Raw genomic sequence first — 23,015 nt, forward strand, 5'->3', positions numbered from 1 at the left:
AGAAACAATAGGAACTAGAATGTCGGTAACGATTCATACAAAACCTTTCGGAACCATCCAAGTGGATTCAAAACAAATTCTAAAATTCCCACAAGGATTACTTGGATTTGAAGAATTTGATGAATATGCATTGATTGAAGAAAGTGCAGAAAGTCCATTCAAATGGTTACAATCCACCAAAGAATCGGGCCTTGCCTTTATTGTGATCCAACCTGAACTATTTATGAATCATTACAAACCGGCAATTAGTGATGAAGAATTGCATGATATTGGTCTTTCAAGTTGGAAGGAAGGTATTATTTTCCTAATCGTTACAATTCCGCATGACAATCCAAAGGGTATGACAGCCAATTTACAAGGCCCTATCATTCTCAATGGAAAAGAAGGAAGAGGCAAACAATGTATTTCGCGCGATGAAAATCATCCAATCCGCAAAAATATCATTGAGTCTATGGAAGAAATGTCTTCCGAAAAGGTTTAACTCGTGTTAGTTTTAGCAAGGAGAAGTAACCAATCCATAATGATCGGTGATGACATAGAAATTGTCATTGTTGATATTAAAGGGGATCAAGTAAAGATTGGTGTCAAAGCTCCTAAAAATGTTTCTGTTCATCGAGCAGAAGTGTACAAAGAAATTCAAGAAGAGAACAAAAAGGCTGCTGGTACAAATATTAAACCAGAAGATTTAGGTAAGTTGGGAGACTTATTCAAAAAGAAAACTTAACTTGATCTTTCTCTAAGCTCAAAATTCTCTGGAGACAACCTTCAGGGAGTGAATTCATCGTTTGAAACGTAAAATATTAATATGGCTTCTGCCCTTAATCGTTGTTTGGTTCCAGCGGATCATTGGTCTCACATCTCGGTTTCGTATCCTCAAAAACGAACAATACGAAGAATTATTTAAAAATAAAAAACCATATATCTATTCGATTTGGCATACGAATGTTTTGTATTCCCCTTACTTACACCGAAAGAAAAACGTTGCTGTTTTGATTTCCGAATCAAAAGACGGTGATTATATCAATGAAGTTGTCCATCGATTTGGTAATACAAGTATTCGTGGAAGTAGTTCTAAAGGTGGATCCAAAGCACTAAAAGCTGTAATCCAACATTTAAAAAAAGGGCTACCTGCAGCCTTCACACCCGATGGTCCAAGAGGGCCAGCATTTATCGTTCAACCAGGGGTCATTGCTGCCGCCCAAGTCACACAAGTTCCCATTGTTCCGTTTCATTATGAGTGTAGTAGACAGTGGATATTAGAAAGGGCTTGGGACAAACATCGAGTTCCAAAACCTTTTACCACTTTTGTTATTTCCTACGGAGAACCAATCTATGTCCCTCGTGAATTGAACGAAGACGAATTTGAAAAAATGCGATTGAACGTCGAAGAAGCTATGTTACAAAATCGGGACAAAGCGATCCATGAAGCTGAACGCATTCATACAGGAGATTCCAAATGACAGCAGTATTCGAAGACAAAGTCATTGTCACAACAGAGAAAACAAAATACGAAACCAAAATCACAAAAGGCAAACACCAATGGGTTGCAGATGAACCGGCAGATAAGGAAGGAACTGATTTAGGTCCAATGCCAACGGAATTACTTGCTTCCGCTTTAGGTGCTTGTACATCGATTACTGTCAGGATGTATGCAGACAAAAAAGGGTATGCTTTGGATTCAATTTCTGTCCAAGTAACAATCGATAAACGGACTCCGGAAGATCATAAATTCATTCGCGAAGTCGAATTAAAAGGGAATTTAAAACCAGAAGAAAGAGACAGATTGTATACTGTCGCTAATGCTTGCCCTGTTCATAAAATTCTTTCTGGTAAAATTGAAATTGAAACTGTGTTAATGCCATAAACATAACCTGGAAACAGATGGATACTCATTCGACAAAGGAATCAAAAGTAGCAAACTGTTTCTAGGATCTCGATTATATCCAGATAGGGATGACGGTGGCAGAACCACCTGACCATTCAATCTTTGTGTGAAAGTGTTTTCCTTCTCTGATCCTTGGAACCTTGGCACCATTCACATAAAAAGTACCACCTGTGTATTCATGGGTTTCTCTTTCTTTTGTTTTGCTGATGGAGTGGTGCATATGACCTGAGAGAACGAGCGGAACTTTTTTTCCAATGGATTTGGCATATTGAATAGCTTCCGTTAGATCGATGTCTCCCCAATCCCCACCTTCTTTTTTAAATTCGGCACCATAGATGGAATTTTTGGCACTACCGAGCCCAAAAGGTCCGTTATGCGAAAGGAAGATGATGTTTTTTTCTTTTGTTCCATCGATGAGTCGTTTGTATTTTTCAACCGAGGTTTCCATATTCGAAACCAAATACGTTTTTTTCATATGTGGTGAAAAACTGAGACCTCCTCCCATGGCATGTGGGCGACCAACAATCAGTGATACATCGAACTCTTGAGACAAAACAACAGAACTATATCCAAGGATGGTGATGGGTTTTACTCTTTCCGAAAGTTTTCGTAACCTACGACTTTGACCCCATTGACCTGATTGGATGAGAAGATTCGATTGAATGATCTCCCCTATGACCGATGTTAGGCTTGTCCCATCCCAATTTCCTGGAATCATATACGCGCGTTTGGTGAGGCCTTGGAACGATACCTTACCCATTTTGGGATTCCCTCGTAGGTCACCTGTGAAAAATAAAAAATCGTAATCGGACTCGTTAAAATAATCGATGTCATTTCTGTTCCAATACCCATGGATGTCTCCGATGAGAGCAAATTTCATTTTGTGCTGCCTTAATTTTTATTACGAATGCTTTCCAAAGATGATCGAATCAACATTTCAGATTTTCCACCAACACGGATGAATGCGGGTGGCTTACCAATTGGTGCTGACACTTGGATCTTTCGATTCCCTTCATAAGTTGTACCGGTCCAAAAATGAGTCCACTTTCCACGGGGTAGATACACATCCTGTACAATTTCATTTGATACAACTACAGGTGCGACGAGTAGGTCATCTCCAAGGAAGAATTGGTATTTGTATTTAAGAAGTGTTTTGTCTTCTGGTTCTACAATAGCATTGTGTCTGACAACCGGAAGTCCTGTTTTCGAAGCTTCTTCCACCAAACTTTGGATATATGGTTTTAAGGCAAAATGGATCCTTGCTATTTTTGCAAATAGTTGCACAGTATCTTCATCACCAAGGGATTTGGTTCCATCAGGTTTTGTGTATGTGTACACTTGCCAGTTTTTCAGAGGTCTATTCCCTTCGTGTGTTCGGAAGACTGGCGTAAAGGCAGAGGCTTCGGCCCAACGCAGTAATAATTCTTTGGAACGATGGTAATTTTTTAATGGGTTGGAAATCGTTGTGTATCCACCAATATCACTATGATTTAACGCATAACCACTGATACCCGATGTTGTAAGTCCAATGATGGATGATGGAAGTCCATCATTGGTTCCAAAACTTACCATTTGGTCTCCTTCCCAAAATAGAGTGGAATGAGCGTTGGAATAACTGTAACCAGCTCTTGTGAAGAATACGATTTTTCCTTCCATCCCTGCTTCTTTAATTGCTTCTCGATTGATCCTTGCCCAATCCACAGGATATCGGTTATGATAAACCTTTGCATCCACTCCAGAGTGGAGTTTTGCATCATAAGGCAACCATTCTCCGAAGTCTGCCATCCATCCTGAAAGTCCCATTCCAATTAAATTCTTTTTGATAAGATCCTTGGTCCATTTCACGGCTCCTGGGTTTGTGAGATCGATGAGGTAAGCAGGAAAACCAACAGTTTGGATAAGGTAATCTTCCCCTTTTCCATTTTTGACAAGGTAACCTTTTGATTTTGCTTCTGTTAGGAGTGGATTTGTAAAATCATCACCAGGTTTTTTAGGGTCGGTATCAGCTAAAAAAGAATTTATATAACCTAATACTTGTACGTTTTGATCGTTCATTGATTTTACGAATTTTTTAAAATCTGGGTATAATGTTTCATCCGCATACCAACGCCATTTGAGTTGGTCACCAAAGTTGGTAACACGTCTACCACACCAATCTTGGATCCAAAGCGCTGTGACAGGGTTACCAGCGTCTTTTGCTTGTTTGACAATGGTTGTTACTTTTTCAGTTCCTCCCTGTACCCCAAGCCAAGTTCCATAGGCCCATTCTGGAAGTTTTGGAAAACGGCCTGTTTTTTTCGTATAGGTTTCAATAAGGGCTTTTGCTGAACTTCCTAACCAAAGAGTACCAGTGATAGATTTTTCCGATTGGAAATCCCAAAACTCTATTTTTGTTTTGTTTGCATCACTGAAATCAAACTTCGCATAACCGCTGTTTTCGAAAAAGACAGATCGATTTTCAGAACTAATATAGTGAGGGATTGGAGCATATGTTGTATATTCATTTCCTCCTGCGCCTGCAAGTAAATTGGCACCTGCCGTTATGGGTTGGTCACCGCGTCCAACCCCTTGTTCTTCTGTAAAAAAGAATGGTTTTTTCCCTTTGAATTCATCGTACGTGAATTGTTCCCCGAGACCATAAATCTTTTCTTCTGGATGCGATTTATAGATGAGTTGGATTCGATTCAAAGTTTCATCTGAGATTGTGATTTTGAATTCGATTTCAGTATCGGATTTTGTTAAGAATGTAACTTGGTAATTACTAACACAATTTTTTCCTGATAACTTTCCTTGGATGGTGATTCTACCAGTTTCTTTTTTAATAGAATCAACTGTTTGTTCGTTACAAGTACGTTTAGTCAATTCTTCAAATTTAAAAGAAGCCATTCTGTATTTGGAAACAGTTTCCACCTCGGAAACGGTAAGAAAAGGTTCGTTTAACGAAAGTTCAATGAAATTGCGATCAAAAGATGTATTTCTAAGTTTGAACTCATTTTGAGATTGGATCCATTGGATTTGTTTGGAGACAGAGAAAGTTTCTTCTAGAATGGGTGTAGTTGAAACAACATGTGAGGCACATTCTAAGAATAAAAACAAAGAACATAGGGATAAAAAACGAAAAACCATCGGATCCTCCAAGAGCGAGAGCTTAGTGAACCGATGGTCTTTGGATTCGTAAATCTTTTTTTAGACTTTCTTGCGATCGACTCCGCCGACTCGAGGAGCTCCTGCTGCTGCACCTTGTTTGGCACCAAATACGGCCACCGCTTGTTTTGGTAAGTTGGATTTTCTCCATTCAAACCATGAACCTTGGTATGTGGTCACGTCAATGTATCCTGCTTCTCGTAACATAAGTGCCAATAAACAAGATCTTGCACCGTTGTAATCATAGATCACAGTGGGTCTTTCAGGCATAAAAGGAAAACCATTCAGGCGTTTTTTGAAAATAGAACGTTCAATGAGATTGGCTTCACCATCATACAAATTCCTCCAGTCCCAAAGGAATGCGCCAGGCAAACGCCCGCAAAGAGTTCCTTCTTCTGGAGCAGTGAGGCGGGGAAGACGGCCTTCGTATTCGTCCATGGTCCTTGCATCAAAGATTTGGAGTTTGGTGAGATTACGTTCCATAAATGCTTTGTCGACAACACCTTCAATTGGTTTTGCTTTGTCTGCAATCGGAGGTTCGATTTTGAGTTCACCTTTTGCTTTTTTCCCTTCGACAGGCCATTTCTGACCTAAGACATAAGCATCTTTGATTCCCATCCCACGGAGTAAATACACCATCCGAGTGGAAAACATCCCCATTCCTTCATCAAATACGATGATCCGAGTTTTTTTGGATTTTTGAAACTCTTGGATGACAGAAGCCATAGGACCATATAATTTTTTTTGGGATTCTGGGTCAGAGCCGAATGCTTTTTTGATGAATGGATAGTAGTATGCACCTTCTAACGTTTCTTCTTCATATGCTGATTGGGAACGACAATCGATGAGGAAGTCACCAGGTTCTATTTCGGTTTTAAGAAAGTTCCAGTTCAAAAAAGTATTCTCCTATTTCTTACATTACTTTTCCCCCCCTCGAATTTTTGAAAGTCTGAAAACCAAAAAAAAAATTCATCCAAGCCTTGGGACATAATGAGATAAGAAATCAATTGTTCAAGAGTTGATTCCAAGGGGTATAGAAACCGATACTATGGATAGTCGGTAATCCATGAATTGGCATGTTTCTTTATTTTCAGCAGTGATTTTGATTCTATTTTCGTTGGCCAATCTATTTGCTGACAAAATTCCATTAGATCAGTCTCTATTATCCTTAAAAGATGAAATAAGAGAATGGAAACATGGGAAAATATCTTCACACTTCCAACAAAAAATACGCAAAAAATCTATTTATCCAATAGAAGATGGAAATTGCAAACTAGAACTCGCCTCAAAAATTTCATCCGTCACGTATTACCGTCTCAGTTGCCAAGAAAGTGAAGAACCGAGTCTCATTGAATTTTTGTCGCAAAAAAGTAAGCAAATTGCCAAGGATAAATTTCGTTTAAGGGCTGTTCATCGAATTGGTAAAAAACAGTACTTAGAAATTCAAACAGGACTCAGTGAAGCAAAAACCACAGAAAGTAAAGAATTCAAAAAAAATTTGGATGATACGGAATTAGATTACCCTATCAAAAAAGAAAAAAGTATTGGAGATGAAAGATACCAACATCAATCCAAATACAAACCTATTCAAAATCCAAATTTATTTTATTTTCAATCAATTGCTGAAAATCCAAAGAGAAGGAAAGAAGTTCCATCCAACTTGGAAGTTTTTTTTGATACTTCATGTCCATTGGAGTATTTAGAAAAAGACCAAAGTTTCTATTGGGACCAAACGGTTTCTTATGTTTTTCGCATAACATGCGTCAAAGATTCTGTGTATCGACTGATAAGGGTTCCTTCTGTTACATCAGGTGAGTTAATGGTTTCCAATACCATTTGGAGAGACCCAAAACCTGGGGAAAGAGTTTTAGGAAAAGCTCTCCTTAAAAAAATTTCAGAAACTCAAATAATTTGGGAGAAAGTAATTTTGTATTATGAATAAGTTTTTATTAGTTTGTATCACAGTTTTATTTTGGAATGGATCCATTTTTTCACAATCAGAATCGGAACCTGCAGTTGATTCCATCTTTCGATCCGTTGTACTCATTCGGAACGAAGGATTTAATACAGAGAATAAAACTCAACCTTGGATGAAAAAAAACCTTTATACTGGTTTTGGATCAGGACTTGTTTTGCCAAACCAAACAATCCTAACGAACGCACATGTAGTTAGAGATGCAAAAAGGATATTGGTGAGAAGTAGTTTTACAAAAAAAGAATATCTGGCGGATGTTAAATTCATAGGATACGATTGTGATTTGGCTTTATTACAAGTCAATGACCCAGATTTTGCAGAACAAACCACTTCTTTATCACTATTAGAAGGAATACCTAATTTAGGTTCTGATGTATTGTTACTCGGATTTCCTAATGGAAATGATAGTTTGTCCGTTGAAAAAGGTTCTGTTTTACGTTTTGAAAAAAATCGTTACACCTATTCTGGGTTAGATTATCGTAATGTACTTAAAATATCAGCCAATATCCAACCTGGAAATTCGGGTGGTCCCGCAGTTCAAAATGGTAAGGTAGTTGGACTTGTTTTTCAAATCAGCACACTTGAACAAGGAATCGCTTATCTTATTTCCAACGATATCATTCGGCATTTTTTAGAAGATATAGACGATGGGAAGTATGATGGATTTCCAAACATAGGTTTTACTTTCCAAAATGGGAATCCAAAAAGTTTGAAACAAGCAATGAAAGTTCCTATATCGGAAACTGGAATTTTTGTGAATCGAATATATCCTTCTTCTACTTTTTCAAAAGTGTTAAAAGAAAAAGATTTTGTCACAGCATTTGATGGAATCCCAATTTCTAACGATGGGGAACTAAAATTATCCAATAAAAAAGAGTTTATCATCGATTGGATTGAAGACAAACAATTGAATTCAAAAGTAACCATTAGTTTTTATCGAGCAGGAAAACAAAACCAAGCGGAAGTTAACTTACAAAAAAATTATGCGTTGGAACTCTATCGAGATTCAACTGAAGATTATTTTTTACAAGCAGGGTTTGTTTTCCAGCCAATCACAAGATCTTTTTTTCATTCAGAAGATGGTGATCTAGATAGTTCTTTACAATATCATTATAGTTATTTTATCCAAGATCTTCTTTATCGGTATACGACAAGGGACATTGTGCTTAGTTATACTTTTAATGATCCAGAAACATCCAAGTATAAAAAATACAAATACAAAGTTGTAGAATCGATTAACAGCCGTGTTCCAAAAGATTTGAATGAATTTAAGACAATTTGGAAAGAAAATAAACGAGGTATGATCGTATTAAAATTTCGAGGTATGGATTTGCCGATAGTGCTCCGACCTGAATCGATTTACCAAATGAACCAAAGAGTCAAAAAAAGATATGGTGCCAATTATGAAGAACTTTAAGTTATTTGTTTTTTCATTTTTATTCGTTTTTTCTGGATCAATTTTATTTGCGGAAGAATTCGAAGACAAACGAGTCATTGAATCACGTGTTACATTCCAAAAAACAAGCCATCAGAATCCTTGGCTTGTCGGTGAACCATTCACACGTAATTTAAACATCATCCATTTGGGAAAGGGACTTTTTTTTGGAGTCACTCTTTCCAAACAAAATCCAGTGTATGCTGAATTTGAATCTTTTGATTATTCTGTACCAAAACTTAGTATCAAAGCTTATGATGAAGAAACTGGTTTTTTGTTATTAGAATCAGCAGGAATGCAAAAACTACCAAAACCTGTTGGTTTGGATTTAAAAAACTCGAACAAACAATGTCCGACTGGTAAAACAAAATATGTATACTTACCATTTTCAAAAACACCAATCAAAGCATTTGTCTTAGATCAAAAAAAGCAAGAAGGTGCTGATTTTTACTTCAAAAATCAGTTGTTATGTGGAATTATAATCTCGGATTTTTTAATTCCTACAGAATATGTAGAATTATTTTTTCGATCTGGAGGTAAATCATTTCCTCATCCAGGATTTTTATTCGATGTAAACTTAACACCATCGGAAAAAGAATATTATTCAAAAACATTTCCGAATCCACTTCTTGTGACAGAAGTAGTACCTGGAGTTGGACCTGCTTATAATTTATTTCCAGGTGATTTAATTACTTCGATCAATTCAATGCCACTTGCAAAGGTGGATGAATGGGACCGCGCTGATAAAATATTTGATTTAGTTTTACGAAAGTCAGATGGTCGGTTAAGAGAGTTAGGTGAGACAGTCAAACTTAGTCTTTATCGTAATTTTCAAAATATCAATGTTTCTTATGATTTACGTGCCTATGATTCAAATGAATTTTTGATTCCAGAAGAAGCAAAAAATCGTAGACCTTTGTATCTGATTGTCGGTGGATTTTTTTTTACGGAACTTTCCAATGCTTATCTTAAAGAATTTGGTACAGAATACCGGGTGAAATCTGAAAAAAAACTAGTTTATCTTTCTGATTACTACCAAAAAAAGGTCCATCCAGTCCGTGAAAAAATAGTAATTCTAAGTCGTGTTTTTCCCCTAGAAGGTAACCTAGGATACCAAGATTTCCAAGATTTGGTTTTGGAAAAGGTAAATGGAACTCGTATTAGTTCTTTAAGCCAATTGAAAAATCTCTTACAATCAGAACAGACCACCTATTACGCGTTTGAATTGTCTGGAGGGAAAATTGCTTTTTTCACAAAAAAAGAGATTTTGGATCTCCAACAAGAGCTACAATCAACCTATAAATTGGGCCGTTCATACAACTTGGAAGACTAATTTTCAAAAATAGATTTACAATTGTTAAAGATTAGGCATTCTAATTCTCTAAGACTTTAATATATGAAAATCCTTTTTGTTGACGACGAAGAAACAATCCGCGAATTGTTTTGGGAATACTTCAAAGACGAATTTAATGTCACACTTGCCTCAGATGGAATGGAGGCACTTGAGATTTCCAACCAAAATACTTTTGATCTAATCATTTCTGACATCAGCTTACCAAAATTAAATGGAATTCAATTCATACAAAAATTAAGAGCAGATGGAAACCAAACTCCATTCCTCGTGATTACAGGTGATAGCGATATTCAAATCGCAATTGATGTTTTCCGGATGGGAGCAGTTGACTTTTTTTTGAAACCCTTCCGAATGGATGCACTTCGTTCACGAATCAAAAAGTTTGAAAATGCGGACATCGATCTCACATTACTGTTTAATAGTGGAGAAATCACACAATTTAGTGGTGATTGTAAGATTAAATTAAAACCACAGATCAAAAAATTAAATTCCTATATCGCATTTTTAACCAAACAAATTTTGAATTCTCCACACGCTTCATCAGAAGATTTGATTTCTATCAAAATTGTATTGTATGAACTTTTAGCAAATGCCATTGAACATGGTGTAGCTGGTGTGAGTTATGCAGAAAAACAAGAATGTTTAGAATCCAATTTGGATTATTTTAAATTTGTAGATGAAAGGTGTGCTGATACTAATTCATCAGTTTTTGTAGAGTTACTCATGGATGATGTGGGTGTGACCGTTGTGATTCGTGACGAAGGGAATGGTTTTGCTGTCAGTAGTATTCCAAACCCGATTGAAAATCCAAGTGCCAATTTAGTAAGTGGTCGTGGGATTTTTTTAGCAAAGATGAATATTGATTCGATAGTTTATAATGAAAAAGGGAATGAAGTTCGATTTTTCAAAACCTGGAATCGATTTGGAAACGTGAGGTAAAGTTTAGAAAAAAATTCAGAATGAGGATACAAACAAAACCGATACTATAAAAGATGAAGAAAATACTTTTGAAATATCGGCATGGATTTCTTCTCATTTTCCCGCTTTTATTAGTGATTTTTTCATATAGGGAAGCAAATACCAGATTTTCTTATGACTTAAGTCGATTTTATGAGAAAACTGATCATAGTAAGGAAGAAACTGTCATTGTTTCTTATTTAACCTCAAACGAATCGTCAAAATTATCTCATAGAAGGAAACGAGAGCTTGCACGGGCAATCGTTCGATTTTCGCAAAAATTACAATTACCAGATGGAACGATGTTTGGTGAATACCCACCGATCCCAACTTTATTTTTATTAGCTTGGGCAAAAACAAGATCTGACCTGCAACCAAATCTAACAAAAGGTTATGGTATCCTTGCATTATCAGAAATCTTTGTAAGAGAATTTGAGTTGTCTTCTGGAGTCAAAATCAATCGAGATTATGACATTCACATTGATTCGATTCAGTTTAAGATGGTTTTGCTTAAACTAAAAGAATATTTGGCAGAAGGGAAATCGGCAAAAGAAGCCTATCAAAAGTTATACGGAACAAATCTTAGTGCAAATGAATGGGAAATTCTTATATCAAATTACAAAAAGATTTATGAATATGTTATTTCCGAAAGTAAGCCATAAAATATCCGGTTAAAAGTAACCAGGAAACAATTTGTCCTAAAAATAACGAAACTGCAGCTCCATTAGCACCAAAGTCTGGAATGATCCAATAATCAAATAGGGCTCCAAATACCAATCTAAGCAAAGCGAGACCTGCAAGTAACCTCGGTAAACCTAACGCAAACAAAGCGGTTCCAAGAGGTGCAAACACTAACTGTAATAAAAAATTTGGATATAAAATCTTAAATACGGAGATAGAGTTTGTGTATTTAGTTCCGAATAATAAAGTTAAAATAGGTTCTGCAAGTAAAATCCCAGGTGCTAAACATATAGCAATCATACCACCTAAAAAGACAGATTTTTTAAGTACGGTAGGAAATTCTTCTGTTTCTGCAAGTCTTGCTAATTTGGGATATATAATTGAATTAAAAGTCGCTAAAATAATAATAAATCCACTAAACAATTGCAAGGCGGTTCCATAATCTGCAACAATTTCTGGTGGATGGAATTGATTTAAAAAGAAAATCTCCATTCGATCTGATAAAATTGCAAAAATGGAAGCAGCAAATGCCCACAGATTGAATAGAAGTAGTTTTTTTTCATTCAAATGGATGTCAGTTGTATCAGCTGAAAATGAAATCTCTTCTTTTCCAAAAAAAAGAAAAAACAAAAATAATACAAAAATAGGAGCAATACAAAATATTGCTAGGATATCCATATAAGTCAATGGATGTTTGTTTGTTTCAGAAAAGTAAATAAGTAGGATAAGGCGAATCACATTGGGGAGTGGATTCCAAAGTGATAAAGATTTATACTTTCGATAGGAAACAAACAAACTTTCAAAATAAGAGATAAAGGATATGATGATTCCGCCGAATAACAAAAGTAATAAGACAAAATAATTTTCATCACTCACTAAGTATGCGATTAACGTTACAATTGATAAAAATACAAAAGAATAAAACTTAATCCGAAGAGATGCATTTAAGATGGCACCTGGATTCTCTTTTTTATCTGCCAATGGAGAGATGTACTTGATGAGTGCATTTGGTAAGCCAAATTCAGCAATCGCTAGGACAACCGGGAGAAAGCCTAAAAAGTATTGGAGTTTTCCGTTTTCTGCTTTGCTTAGCAAATTTACGGAATAAATCATAAATACTAAATTGGTAACAGCGGAAATCGCTTTGGAACTACTCACATAGAATGAGTTTTTTAAAACTCCTTCTTTCATGAGTTCCACTTTTAACATTTGGAAGATTTTTTTGATTTTTTGCATGTATTAGTTTTGCAAAAACTTTCCTTTTTGTATCTTTTGTAAGGTTAGAGGTACGATACAAACTAAGGCAAATCCCACCACTAAATAACGGATGTATCTTAAAAACAAATCATCTTTCCAAATGGATTTTTTAATCAAAATGCCAGGAACAACATAAAGTAAAACAATGATAGTTCCTAGGACCAATAGTCTTACCAAAAAGGTTTTCCAAAAAGTTCCAAAAGAATTGGAGCCAAACTGAAAACTAAGGTTTGGCATACTCCAATTCAAAAATTCTTTTTTGCTGAGTCTTGGGTAAAATAATATCCCAAGCCAAAATCCGCCAAGTGCCCCGCTCGACATGATCATCCCTACCAAAGTATAATGATGTTCTTCCGAAAGAAACGGTGAATCAAGTGTGATTGGTAAAAGTGTGATGACAATACCTAATAAACACAAAGTTCGGTATTGTTTTGTTTCAATAAAAACTTTTTCTTTAGGAACGTAAAATTGATTCAATAAAGTTAATAGAATGATTAAATGTAAAATTCCCAAACCAAATCCTAAGCTAACATCACCCAAGTAATGAACTTTAAGGTACATTCTTGAAAAAGGCATAATAAGAATGATGAAAATGGATACGATTCGTAACCATAAAATAGGAATATAATACGCTAACATTCCCCAAACAACTGTTGTAGTATACACATGACCAGAAGGCAAACCAAATGCTTTTTCATCAAAGACTTCTGGGTAGGGAAAGGGTCTTGGACTTTCAAAATAAAATTTGGAAAGATAACCTAAAATTCCTGAAGTGAGCAGGCCTAGTGCAATTTGGAATGCAAGTTTTGGTCGGTAATAAATATAAAGAAAGGAGATAAGACCGAGGAAAAAACTACTCCCACCCAAATAGTGGCAGATAGTAGAAATCAAATAAAAGACTCCCCCAAGGGAAGGGTCTAGGGTGTGTAAGGATTCGAGAGGGATTTGGGAGAACCAAAGGGAAGTCTCTGCTAAAATGAGTTCTTTCATAGGATTTTCCATCTAAGATGAAAATCGAACTTGATTTCATAAAGTTTTATTTTGAAATATGTGATGTTTCTATGGAACCTAACCAAAATCCAGCTGATATTCTTGAAAGTTTGTTCGTAATCCCTCGTGAAGTGCCAAAAACCATCCTCCGTAACCTTTTGGAGATGATTTATGATGTCAAAGTGGCTGGATCTGAGAATATCCCAGAATCCGGTGGGGCACTGATCATTTCTAATCATACAGATTATTTAGACATACCTGTTCAGGGAGCTTTTGCGGATCGAAAAATTGTATATTTAGGCAAATATGAACTCTTTCACCCTCAAGAAGAGATTATGGCCATTTTAAACCATAAAAACTCTCCATTCCATTATCCACCTTTAAGTCTCACAAAACCAGTCATCGAAATCCTGTTAAACTCTCTTGGCAGTGTGGTGAAAAAAAACCTCATCAATTGGGGGAGTATGCCCATCATCCGCAATGCAGCCAAAGAATCAGAGATGGACAAACGGGCAGCGATGGAATATTACGAAAAATTGGAAACCTATATGGTCGACCTGATGAAGGATGGAGAGCTACTTTCCATTTATCCAGAAGGGTCTCGTTCCGAAACGGGGGAATTACAACCCTTCCGCGCCATGGCAGCTAAACTTGCGATCCGAGCGGGTGTTCCCATCATTCCTTCAGGGATTGTTGGTGCGACCAATATGTCCAAACCCAAAGCGTTTCTCACGGGTGATGCTTTCAAAACCAAAATCCGATACCAAATTGGGAAACCAATCCTACCTTCGGAGTTTCCAACGGGGCCTGAGAAAAAAGCAGCAAAAGAACTGACAGAAATGTTAGAAAATCGAGTCCGAGAGCTGATGAAAGAGGCAGAATCCATCCTTTAGACTCGACCTTTTTATGAAAATATGGCATGATCTTAGAAGTTATGTCATTCTCGTCACATTTTCATATTGAATCCCTACCCGTGATTATAGAACGTTGTTCTCTATGAGCACCGAAATTTCGACATATACCCCTCAAAACAAAATCCGCTTTGTCACGGCGGCTTCCCTTTTTGATGGACACGATGCTTCCATCAACATTATGCGAAGGATCTTACAACAAAGTGGGGTAGAGGTGATCCATTTGGGTCACAATCGTAGCGTTCAAGAGATTGTCCAATGTGCCATCCAAGAGGATGTACAAGGGATTGCCATCACTAGTTACCAAGGTGGTCACGTAGAATACTTCCAATACATGATTGATTTGTTAAAAAAGGAAGGTGCTGGTCACATACGTGTGTTTGGTGGTGGAGGAGGGACAATTTTACCTTCTGAGATCCAAGTATTACACAAATATGGTGTAGCTCATATTTATTCCCCCGACGAAGGTCGAACCTTAGGATTACAAGGTATGATCAATGATGTCGTCAAACAATCTGATTTCCCTACTCCATTGTCATTTAACGGAGATTTGGCGTCTCATATCCAAAAGAAAAACTATTTAGCTTTGGGGCAAGCCATCACACAGATGGAATTTTCGCTCTTACAGGAAAAAACAAATTATTCGATTAACTTTGATTTTCCTACTCCTAAAAAAACAATCCCTGTCCTTGGAATTACAGGAACAGGTGGTGCAGGCAAATCTTCGTTAACCGATGAACTGGTCCGTCGGTATTTGGATGATTTTCCAAATCAAACCATTGCAATTTTATCTGTGGATCCATCCAAACGTAAAACGGGTGGAGCACTTCTCGGTGACCGAATTCGAATGAATTCCATTTTTAATGAAAGGGTGTACATGCGTTCCTTTGCCACGAGAGAAGCAAATATTGCGCTCAATCGTAGTGTGAAAGGTGCCATCCAAATTTTAAAATCAGCTGGATATGATTTGATCATCGTTGAAACAGCAGGAATTGGACAAAGTGATTCTGAAATCACAGAAGTAGCCGATGTGTCTTTGTATGTGATGACTCCAGAGTATGGTGCTGCTACCCAATTAGAAAAAATTGATATGATCGATTATGCCGATGTGATTGCGATCAATAAATTTGATAAACGGGGAGCACTAGATGCGTTACGTGATGTCAAAAAACAATACCAAAGGTCCCGCAATTTATTCAATGATCCAATTGACGCGATGCCAGTATTTGGAACCATTGCTTCTCAATTCCAAGATGCAGGTACGGACGAATTGTATGCGCACTTACTTGGTGTTGTGATCCAAAAGACAAAACTGGATTGGAAATCAAAATACCAAAAAAATCAAAACGGTAGAGAAGCATCGGTTGTCCTTCCTCCTGACCGAGTTCGTTACTTAACAGAAATCAAAGAAGAAATCAATCGAAATGCAGATTGGATCAAACAAGAAGCAGAACTAGCAAGGACCGCCTACCAATTGAAAGGTGCTATTTCTCAACTTTCTAAAAAAGGAAAAGTTGTCACTGATCTAGAATCGGAATACCAATTGGTATGGAATACTTTGTCTGTTGATTCTAGAAAAATCATTGAAACCTGGTCTGAAACCATTGAATCCTTTCGTAAAGACCAATATTCATACTTTGTTCGTGGGAAAGAGATCAAAGTTGATAATTATACCGTATCCCTTAGCCATCTAAAAATTCCAAAAATTGCGACTCCTCGATTTGTCGATTGGGGAGATATTTTGGAATGGTCTTACCAAGAAAATTTCCCAGGATTTTTTCCTTATACAGCTGGTGTTTACCCTTACAAACGAAGTGGAGAAGACCCAACTCGTATGTTTGCGGGTGAAGGTGGCCCTGAAAGGACCAATCGTAGGTTTCATTACTTAAGTTCAGGTATGCCCGCCAAACGTCTGTCAACTGCATTTGATTCGGTTACATTGTATGGAGAAGACCCTGACATCCGGCCAGATATTTATGGAAAAATTGGAAATTCAGGTGTCAATGTTGCAACGTTAGATGATGCAAAAAAATTGTATTCAGGTTTTGATCTTTGTGACCCAACAACTTCCGTTTCGATGACAATCAATGGACCGGCACCTATGGTGCTTGCTTTTTTTCTAAATGCTGCCATCGACCAAGCTTGTGAAAAATACATTCGATCTGAAGGGAAAACCGAAGAAATCAAATCCAAAATCAAACAAATTTACGATTCTAGAGGTGTCGCCATTCCAAAGTTTGATGGTGTATTGCCTGAATCTAATGATGGTTTAGGTTTATTATTACTTGGTGTGACAGGTGACGATGTCCTTCCTAAAGAAACCTATGAAAAGTTAAAAAAAGATGCTTTATCCCAAGTGAGAGGAACAGTGCAAGCGGATATTTTAAAAGAAGACCAAGCACAAAATACTTGTATCTTCTCTACAGAGTTTGCATTAAAGATGATGGGTGATATCCAACACCATTTCATCCAAAACCAAGTTCGTAATTTTTATTCTGTTTCGATAAGTGGATATCACATAGCGGAAGCAGGTGCAAACCCAATCACACAAGTGGCATTTACATTAGCGAATGGATTTACTTATGTTGAGTATTATCTCAGTCGTGGGATGGATATCAATGAGTTTGCTCCAAACTTGTCCTTTTTCTTTTCAAATGGAATTGATCCGGAGTATTCGGTCATTGGACGCGTAGCTCGTCGGATTTGGGCAAAAGCGATGAAGTTCAAATATCGTGCCAATGAACGTTCACAGATGTTGAAATACCACATTCAAACTTCAGGAAGGTCGCTTCACTCCCAGGAGATTGATTTCAATGATATTCGAACCACATTGCAGGCATTATATGCTATTTATGACAATTGTAATTCTCTTCATACAAATGCCTATGATGAGGCGATCACAACACCAACAGAAGAATCTGTACGTCGTGCAGTTGCCATCCAACTCATCATCAATCGCGAGTTAGGTCTTGCAAAAAATGAAAATCCATTGCAAGGGGCTTTCATCATCGAAGAACTTACAAATTTGGTAGAAGAAGCAATTTTAACTGAATTTAATCGATTGACAGAACGTGGTGGAGTCCTCGGTGCCATGGAACGGATGTACCAAAGGAATAAAATCCAAGAAGAATCTCTCCATTATGAAACTTTGAAACATACGGGAGAGTATCCGATCATCGGTGTAAATACCTTCCTCAATCGCAATGGTTCGCCAACGATCATCCCTTCAGAAGTGATTCGTTCAACAGATGAGGAGAAACAACAACAAATTGGCAATCTTAAAGCATTCCAAAAAGCAAATGTTTCCAAAACGGAACCTGCGATCACAAAATTAAAACAAGTAGCCCGTGCAAAAGAAAATATCTTTCAAGAGTTGCTAGAAACAGTGAAAGTGGCGTCTTTAGGGCAGATCTCCCATGCCTTATATGAAGTGGGAGGTCAGTACCGCCGCAATATGTAAAAAGGATAGGGTAGGGAAAGTCTGCCCTTGGTAAGATTATGATTTCCTGGGATTTGATCAAAAAACACAAATTGGGAATTCCACTATTATGGGACATCACAATGGTGTTTGTCGTCCTAGGAAACTTGGCTCTCATCATTTTTGATTTGAGTTATTTGAGTATGAGGCCATTTTACTTTCACAAATTTCCAGAAATCCTTACATTATATGACAAACCTATTTTAGGGATAGAACCTCACAGAACTACGACAGCATACACTGATTTGGTGGACGACCTCAAATACCTCACACAATTACGAGATGATGAGTTTCGCGAATCACAAAGAAAAAATACGAGAGAAGAAATTTATAAAATACTAACAACTCTCAAAACCCAGGTGGCAAATGAGAAATTTGATTCACTTTATGTCAATTTTGAATTGGCACTTCAAATTGAGGATGTTCAATCCAGAAGAAAGAAAGTAGAAGAGATACTCGCACAATTGAATGATTTTTTCAGTGTAATGGAAGAAACAGATGAAATCACAACACTTGGAGAACTTTCTGAAAAGTATGCATTTATCAATCGGTTGAGTATTGAAACGAACGAATCAAAAGAAATTTCATCCATCATTCAAAAAATGGACAAACGGATGTTAGAGATTGTTGAAACCAATCCATTTGCGATGTCTGGACAAACGCAATTTTTATTGGATATCCAATCAGGAATTAAAAACGAATACCAAACACATAAAACAAAAGCTCGAGATTTAAAATTAAGGCAAGAACTAGATCCAATCCTAGGTCGTGATCGAATTCCTTCCACTGTTGTCGCTTTTGCATGGTTTTGGAGAGACCAAAACAGGTCTTTAGAACAAAAAATTGATTTTTTTAACCAAAATTTTCGAGAGTATTTTTCACTCAATTATTACCGTTCCATCGCTTCTGATGGAAATCCAGTAAACAACTATTTGTTGTTAGATGCTCCATTTCTGTTTTTCTTTTTGGCAGAATTTGTTTTGAGTTGGTTACTCGCTATCAAAAATAAAACCTATATTGCATGGTTTTTATATCCCATCTACCATTGGTACGATGTGTTAGGTCTTATCCCTATTGTTGAATTTCGATTTTTTCGCTTGGTTCGTGTTTATAAAATTTATTTAATGTTACAAACAAATCAATTCACCAAGATTTTAGGGAATGATTTGATCAGTAAAACACTTCGGTATTATTCCAATATCATCAAAGAAGAAATTTCCGATATTGTTACCATCCAAATTTTAACAGAAATGCAGAATGAAGTAAAATCTGGCAATTCACTTGACCAATTGGTGAATGCCATTGACCAAAACCGTACGGAGTTAAAAAAGGTAGCGATCAAAAACATAGCTAAGTCTGCACAAAATCCAAATTTGCAAGCGTTAATCCAAAACTTAGTGACAGAAGTTTCAGAACGAGTGTCGACCAATATGAAACCTATCTCTTTACTTCCAAAAGAAATGCAGGCAAATCTCACCAAACAAATTAGTTTGACTATTTACACAGCTTTGTCCCAAGCAACTGTTGCGATGGCAGCAGATCCTTCTGGAAGGAAATCGATTGAGAACTTAATTGATTATCTAATTGATGAAATGATCCTTGTGGCAGAAGATCCAGACATGGTGAAACTCAATACCAATATCACAGTCGCGCTCATTGAAAATATGAAGAGGTCTATTGGTGAGAAAAAATGGTTGAAATCAGAGATTGGAAGTAGTTAAAACCATTCCAATTTCCTCTTTTCAAACATATTCAAATCGATAGATTCGAACACCGTTTTCCATTGAAAAAATGTCTTGTTTTCTTTTTAAAACAAGATGGAATCGATCCACTTTGGTATTCTTTGTAAAGATATTTCTATCTTTGTCCTTATGGTTATCATATGGAGGAGATGTTGTAGCAAATCCAAAAACAATGGAATCTAAAATCCAGTCTGTCGCCACACCATCAAAGAAAAAGTCAGAACCAATTCATATTCAAAAAACAAATTCAAAGATAAGTCCAAATCTAGTATCAAAGAATAGAAAAGTAAAATTGGATTCGAGTAAACTTTCGATCCAAAAGACAAATTATAAAAATCATAAAGGAAATTGGAAACCGATGGAACTAACCTGGGAAGAAAGTTCTGGAGCAGTGGCACCAGAATTTCGTTATGCAAAAAAGTTTCATCTTTTTACAGATGTTAAAAAAATTTTCCTCTCACGAAAGGTAATCAAAAATGGAAAATTAGTTTTGGAAGAAACAAAAGAAATTCCAGACAAGTTGTACCAAAAATGGATGAATGAGCTTTTCAAAATTGGTATTCAACAATTATCTTTTGAAGAAATTCCAGAATCACAAATCACCGGTATCAGTTATAATTTCGTGAATTTTAGGTATAGTTCCACCAAATCAAAGTTTTATTATACTTTGGAAGAAATTAACCAACCAGAATGGGAACAAAAAAAAGCAATCATTGAATCGATAGAAAGGATGAAACCATGAAAATCAAACATAAAACAATCTTAGTTGGACTTGTATTGTTCTCAATCAGTACAATTATTGCTGAAGAATTTGATCCAAGTAGCGTACGTTCGCCGGGATGCAAACCAGGTACTTTTTCCTGTGGATATATTCCAAGCCCTAAAGAAATCCAAGATACAATCCCTCTCAAACGAGATTTTAACTCTTTTGAAGACCTACCGTCGTCTATTGATTTATCATCGCAAATGCCACCCGTTGGGAATCAAGGTCGGCAAAATAGTTGTGTAGCGTGGGCAACCGGTTATGCGATCAAATCGTATCTTTTGAAAAATAACGGACAAAGTACATCCTATGATCCTCCATTTGCCGGTGGAAAAGGGAATTATGTTTTTTCGCCAGCCTTTATCTACAACCAACAGAATGGTGGTGAAGACAAAGGATTGTATTATTATAAGACGATGGAATTTTTAAAGTCAAATGGAGTGGCTCCTTGGAGTTCCATGCCTTATACAGACAAAGATTATTTGTCGCAACCATCCGTAGATTCAAAAAGAGAAGCGTTAAAGTATAAAATTAAATCGTTTTCTAGATTGAATTTTAAAAATCCAGATGAGATAAAACGTGTATTAGCTGGCAAAAATGTGGTGATGGTGGGAATGATTATAGATGATGCATTCTATAAGTTAAAAGGTGATACGGTTTATGATGCCAACGGTGGACAAAGTTATGGTGGGCATGCCATGACAATTGTAGGTTATGATGATAACAAAAAATCCAAATCAGGCAAAAAAGGTGCATTTAAATTACAAAATTCTTGGGGAATCAATTGGGGGGACAAAGGTTTTGGTTGGGTTTCGTATTCTATCCTTGCCAAAGTAGGGCAAGAAACCTATGCCATTATTGATGAACCTGCACAACCAAACACACAAACACCCACTGTCAATGTAAGTCCGACTAAAAAACCACTTCTCCCTCCAGCAGAAATTAAAGTATCCAAAGGTGATTTTGATAGTAAAATTTTAATCACTTGGAATCACCAAGAATCTGCAGTTGCTTATTTGATCCAAAGAAGGGAAGAATCTGATTTTTTTGACTTAGCATATTCTGATAAACCAAGTTTTACTGATTTAAATGTATCACCTAATTCATCTTATGCGTATCGTATTTTGGCAATAGGAGCAGACGAAGTTTCTGTTGCTTCAATGGAAGTGGAAGGTTTTACCTCATCCGAGTCAACAAATGATGGAAATGTCACCCAAGTGGCCGGATTATCAGGAATTGTTTTCTCTACTGGGAATACAACGAGCGTACAATTAACATGGTCTGAAATTGATGGAGCGACAAACTATTCCATCGCAAAAGCAGATTCATCCTTTAAATGGAAAACCATTGGTAATACAAAATCCGCCGATTTTGTGGATACATCACCAAAATCTGGTGAGGTGAATTATTACAAAGTAAACGCAGTGCTTAGTTCGAAACTTTCCACTGATTGGAGTGATTCAATTGCAGTGGAAGTAGCCAATCAAAATTTGTTACCAAACCAAGTGACCCAACTCTCTGCAACCAATGGAGATTATGCAAATAAAATTCTATTGAAATGGAATGCGGCCCCGGGCGCTAAAAATTATTTTTTATTTCGATTTGATGAAAATGCCGAGCCATCAGGCCAATATGAAGTTTCTGGAACTGCATATACGGATGCAGATACAACGATTCAAAATGGAAAATCGTATATTTATACAGTGATCGCAGCAAATGATATGGGTTATGCGGAGCCTAGTGAAGTTGCATTTGGAAAAACAGATCCGGGTCTTACAAAACGAGCGGGTGGAGTCACACTTGCTGCTCCAAAACAATTAGTTTCGAATCCAGTTGGAAAGGATAAACAAGTTTCTTTAAAATGGGAAACTGTGAAGGATAGTTTTGAATATTACATTTACCGAAAACCAATTCAAAACGGGAAACCAGGTAAATTGGAATTTGTTTCGAGTGTAGAAGGAAAAAAAACAAATTTTACAGAACCGTTCCCTGGTAAATCGGGAGATTTGTATTTATATTCGGTTCGTTCCAAATCAGAATTTGGATCCGAATCAAAAGACTCTAATTTTGTATCTGTATTTTGGAATGAACCAAAGCAGATGGTGAAAAAGAGAGCGATGTCTTTGGAAGAGTTGCCTTCTCAATTTACAGGAAAGTGGTCATCGATGTATTGGAATCCTAAACTCGGTCCACAAAATTTACTTATGGAAATTTCAAGTAATGGACAAGACTTTGTCGCAAAATTAAAGTTAAACGATAAAGAAGTAAAACAATTCTCTGGTTCTTGGACCCCTGGAAGTAAAATGATCAAAACAAAGGGATTTAGTTTGGAACTTTCTAATGCATTGGAGGGAAATTCAACCGTTCAGTTCCAATCCATTAAAGAGATTGAAAATGGAGTGGAACTGAGTTTCGAAAAAGAAAATTAGATACGAAGTTTCCT

19 protein-coding genes are annotated in these 23,015 nt (G+C 36.7%); 14 read left to right on the forward strand and 5 right to left on the reverse strand.

All coding sequences use genetic code 11. From position 1 onward, the window contains the following. The first annotated feature begins 19 nt into the window (after nt 1-19). From fliW to EHQ43_RS04290, 4 genes are all read left to right on the forward strand, one after another. A complete protein-coding gene (gene fliW, locus EHQ43_RS04275; protein WP_208730886.1) occupies nt 20-481 on the forward strand; it encodes a flagellar assembly protein FliW in 462 nt (153 codons plus the stop codon). A 3-nt stretch (nt 482-484) separates the two neighbouring features. Continuing rightward, the gene (gene csrA / locus EHQ43_RS04280) at nt 485-724 is read left to right on the forward strand and encodes a carbon storage regulator CsrA (protein ID WP_012390131.1); all 240 of its coding nucleotides are present in this window, start codon (nt 485-487) and stop codon (nt 722-724) included. A 61-nt stretch (nt 725-785) separates the two neighbouring features. Beyond that, on the forward strand, nt 786-1,460 hold the full coding sequence (locus EHQ43_RS04285; RefSeq protein WP_135753415.1) for a lysophospholipid acyltransferase family protein: 675 nt from the start codon (nt 786-788) through the stop codon (nt 1,458-1,460). Beyond that, nucleotides 1,457-1,864: an OsmC family protein gene (locus EHQ43_RS04290; protein ID WP_135753414.1), complete on the forward strand. Its 408-nt coding sequence runs from the start codon at nt 1,457-1,459 to the stop codon at nt 1,862-1,864. The genes EHQ43_RS04285 and EHQ43_RS04290 overlap by 4 nt, the downstream gene beginning before the upstream one ends. 73 nt (nt 1,865-1,937) lie before the next feature. Here EHQ43_RS04290 and EHQ43_RS04295 read toward each other — a convergent pair whose 3' ends face one another. The 3 genes from EHQ43_RS04295 to EHQ43_RS04305 are packed head-to-tail and all read right to left on the reverse strand — an operon-like array spanning nt 1,938 to nt 5,923. Next, nucleotides 1,938-2,765 carry a metallophosphoesterase gene (locus EHQ43_RS04295; RefSeq protein ID WP_135753413.1) on the reverse strand — a complete coding sequence of 276 codons (828 nt, stop codon included), beginning with the start codon at nt 2,763-2,765 and terminating at the stop codon, nt 1,938-1,940. A gap of 11 nt (nt 2,766-2,776) precedes the next feature. Next, complete coding sequence (locus tag EHQ43_RS04300) at nt 2,777-5,011, reverse strand: alpha-glucosidase (protein ID WP_135770209.1); 2,235 nt, start codon at nt 5,009-5,011, stop codon at nt 2,777-2,779. A gap of 60 nt (nt 5,012-5,071) precedes the next feature. Further along, nucleotides 5,072-5,923, reverse strand: coding sequence for a sulfurtransferase (locus tag EHQ43_RS04305; RefSeq protein ID WP_135739964.1), 852 nt, complete (start codon nt 5,921-5,923; stop codon nt 5,072-5,074). A gap of 172 nt (nt 5,924-6,095) precedes the next feature. On the opposite strand from EHQ43_RS04305, the gene EHQ43_RS04310 reads away from it, so the two are divergent. From EHQ43_RS04310 to EHQ43_RS04330, 5 genes are all read left to right on the forward strand, one after another. After that, complete coding sequence (locus tag EHQ43_RS04310) at nt 6,096-6,971, forward strand: LIC11113 family protein (protein WP_135770210.1); 876 nt, start codon at nt 6,096-6,098, stop codon at nt 6,969-6,971. Beyond that, nucleotides 6,964-8,421, forward strand: coding sequence for a S1C family serine protease (locus EHQ43_RS04315; RefSeq protein ID WP_135770211.1), 1,458 nt, complete (start codon nt 6,964-6,966; stop codon nt 8,419-8,421). Before EHQ43_RS04310 ends, EHQ43_RS04315 begins: the two co-directional genes overlap by 8 nt. After that, on the forward strand, nt 8,408-9,772 hold the full coding sequence (locus tag EHQ43_RS04320) for a PDZ domain-containing protein (protein WP_135770212.1): 1,365 nt from the start codon (nt 8,408-8,410) through the stop codon (nt 9,770-9,772). The genes EHQ43_RS04315 and EHQ43_RS04320 overlap by 14 nt, the downstream gene beginning before the upstream one ends. 63 nt (nt 9,773-9,835) lie before the next feature. Further along, complete coding sequence (locus EHQ43_RS04325) at nt 9,836-10,732, forward strand: ATP-binding protein (RefSeq protein ID WP_135770213.1); 897 nt, start codon at nt 9,836-9,838, stop codon at nt 10,730-10,732. Between the two features lie 53 nt (nt 10,733-10,785). Further along, nucleotides 10,786-11,412 (forward strand): hypothetical protein, encoded by a 627-nt coding sequence (locus EHQ43_RS04330; protein ID WP_135739959.1) that lies wholly within the window; start codon nt 10,786-10,788, stop codon nt 11,410-11,412. Here the strand turns inward: EHQ43_RS04330 and EHQ43_RS04335 are convergent. Both EHQ43_RS04335 and EHQ43_RS04340 read right to left on the reverse strand, forming a co-directional pair. After that, the gene (locus tag EHQ43_RS04335; protein WP_135770214.1) at nt 11,390-12,667 is read right to left on the reverse strand and encodes an oligosaccharide flippase family protein; all 1,278 of its coding nucleotides are present in this window, start codon (nt 12,665-12,667) and stop codon (nt 11,390-11,392) included. The genes EHQ43_RS04330 and EHQ43_RS04335 overlap by 23 nt on opposite strands. A gap of 3 nt (nt 12,668-12,670) precedes the next feature. Then, complete coding sequence (locus EHQ43_RS04340) at nt 12,671-13,678, reverse strand: phosphatase PAP2 family protein (RefSeq protein ID WP_135770215.1); 1,008 nt, start codon at nt 13,676-13,678, stop codon at nt 12,671-12,673. 71 nt (nt 13,679-13,749) lie between these two features. Here EHQ43_RS04340 and EHQ43_RS04345 point away from each other — a divergent pair, with 71 nt between their 5' ends. The 5 genes from EHQ43_RS04345 to EHQ43_RS04365 all read left to right on the forward strand — a co-directional run bounded on the left by EHQ43_RS04345 (nt 13,750) and on the right by EHQ43_RS04365 (nt 23,001). Then, nucleotides 13,750-14,571, forward strand: a complete 822-nt coding sequence (locus EHQ43_RS04345; protein WP_208730920.1) for a lysophospholipid acyltransferase family protein — start codon at nt 13,750-13,752, stop codon at nt 14,569-14,571. A gap of 103 nt (nt 14,572-14,674) precedes the next feature. Continuing rightward, nucleotides 14,675-18,049, forward strand: a complete 3,375-nt coding sequence (locus EHQ43_RS04350; protein ID WP_135753407.1) for a methylmalonyl-CoA mutase family protein — start codon at nt 14,675-14,677, stop codon at nt 18,047-18,049. A 38-nt stretch (nt 18,050-18,087) separates the two neighbouring features. Continuing rightward, entirely contained in the window at nt 18,088-19,788 is a 1,701-nt protein-coding gene (locus EHQ43_RS04355; protein WP_135770216.1) for a hypothetical protein, read from the forward strand. A 70-nt stretch (nt 19,789-19,858) separates the two neighbouring features. Then, nucleotides 19,859-20,551 carry a hypothetical protein gene (locus tag EHQ43_RS19670; RefSeq protein ID WP_244242635.1) on the forward strand — a complete coding sequence of 231 codons (693 nt, stop codon included), beginning with the start codon at nt 19,859-19,861 and terminating at the stop codon, nt 20,549-20,551. After that, complete coding sequence (locus tag EHQ43_RS04365) at nt 20,548-23,001, forward strand: C1 family peptidase (RefSeq protein ID WP_135770217.1); 2,454 nt, start codon at nt 20,548-20,550, stop codon at nt 22,999-23,001. The genes EHQ43_RS19670 and EHQ43_RS04365 overlap by 4 nt, the downstream gene beginning before the upstream one ends. The last annotated feature ends 14 nt before the right edge of the window (nt 23,002-23,015 follow it).

The organism is Leptospira bouyouniensis (assembly GCF_004769525.1).
Classification (GTDB): Bacteria; Spirochaetota; Leptospiria; order Leptospirales; family Leptospiraceae; genus Leptospira_A; species Leptospira_A bouyouniensis.

What these genes read in the sequence shown, in the direction of transcription:
- EHQ43_RS04355 (WP_135770216.1), top strand. Translation starts at nt 18,088, where the DNA reads ATGATTTCCTGGGATTTGATCAAAAAACACAAATTGGGAATTCCACTA.
- EHQ43_RS04295 (WP_135753413.1), bottom strand. Translation starts at nt 2,765, where the DNA reads ATGAAATTTGCTCTCATCGGAGACATCCATGGGTATTGGAACAGAAAT.
- fliW (WP_208730886.1), top strand. Translation starts at nt 20, where the DNA reads ATGTCGGTAACGATTCATACAAAACCTTTCGGAACCATCCAAGTGGAT.
- EHQ43_RS04315 (WP_135770211.1), top strand. Translation starts at nt 6,964, where the DNA reads ATGAATAAGTTTTTATTAGTTTGTATCACAGTTTTATTTTGGAATGGA.
- EHQ43_RS04330 (WP_135739959.1), top strand. Translation starts at nt 10,786, where the DNA reads ATGAAGAAAATACTTTTGAAATATCGGCATGGATTTCTTCTCATTTTC.
- EHQ43_RS04345 (WP_208730920.1), top strand. Translation starts at nt 13,750, where the DNA reads ATGGAACCTAACCAAAATCCAGCTGATATTCTTGAAAGTTTGTTCGTA.
- EHQ43_RS04325 (WP_135770213.1), top strand. Translation starts at nt 9,836, where the DNA reads ATGAAAATCCTTTTTGTTGACGACGAAGAAACAATCCGCGAATTGTTT.
- EHQ43_RS04350 (WP_135753407.1), top strand. Translation starts at nt 14,675, where the DNA reads ATGAGCACCGAAATTTCGACATATACCCCTCAAAACAAAATCCGCTTT.
- EHQ43_RS04335 (WP_135770214.1), bottom strand. Translation starts at nt 12,667, where the DNA reads ATGCAAAAAATCAAAAAAATCTTCCAAATGTTAAAAGTGGAACTCATG.
- EHQ43_RS19670 (WP_244242635.1), top strand. Translation starts at nt 19,859, where the DNA reads ATGTCTTGTTTTCTTTTTAAAACAAGATGGAATCGATCCACTTTGGTA.
- EHQ43_RS04320 (WP_135770212.1), top strand. Translation starts at nt 8,408, where the DNA reads ATGAAGAACTTTAAGTTATTTGTTTTTTCATTTTTATTCGTTTTTTCT.
- EHQ43_RS04365 (WP_135770217.1), top strand. Translation starts at nt 20,548, where the DNA reads ATGAAAATCAAACATAAAACAATCTTAGTTGGACTTGTATTGTTCTCA.
- EHQ43_RS04310 (WP_135770210.1), top strand. Translation starts at nt 6,096, where the DNA reads ATGAATTGGCATGTTTCTTTATTTTCAGCAGTGATTTTGATTCTATTT.
- EHQ43_RS04300 (WP_135770209.1), bottom strand. Translation starts at nt 5,011, where the DNA reads ATGGTTTTTCGTTTTTTATCCCTATGTTCTTTGTTTTTATTCTTAGAA.
- EHQ43_RS04290 (WP_135753414.1), top strand. Translation starts at nt 1,457, where the DNA reads ATGACAGCAGTATTCGAAGACAAAGTCATTGTCACAACAGAGAAAACA.
- EHQ43_RS04340 (WP_135770215.1), bottom strand. Translation starts at nt 13,678, where the DNA reads ATGAAAGAACTCATTTTAGCAGAGACTTCCCTTTGGTTCTCCCAAATC.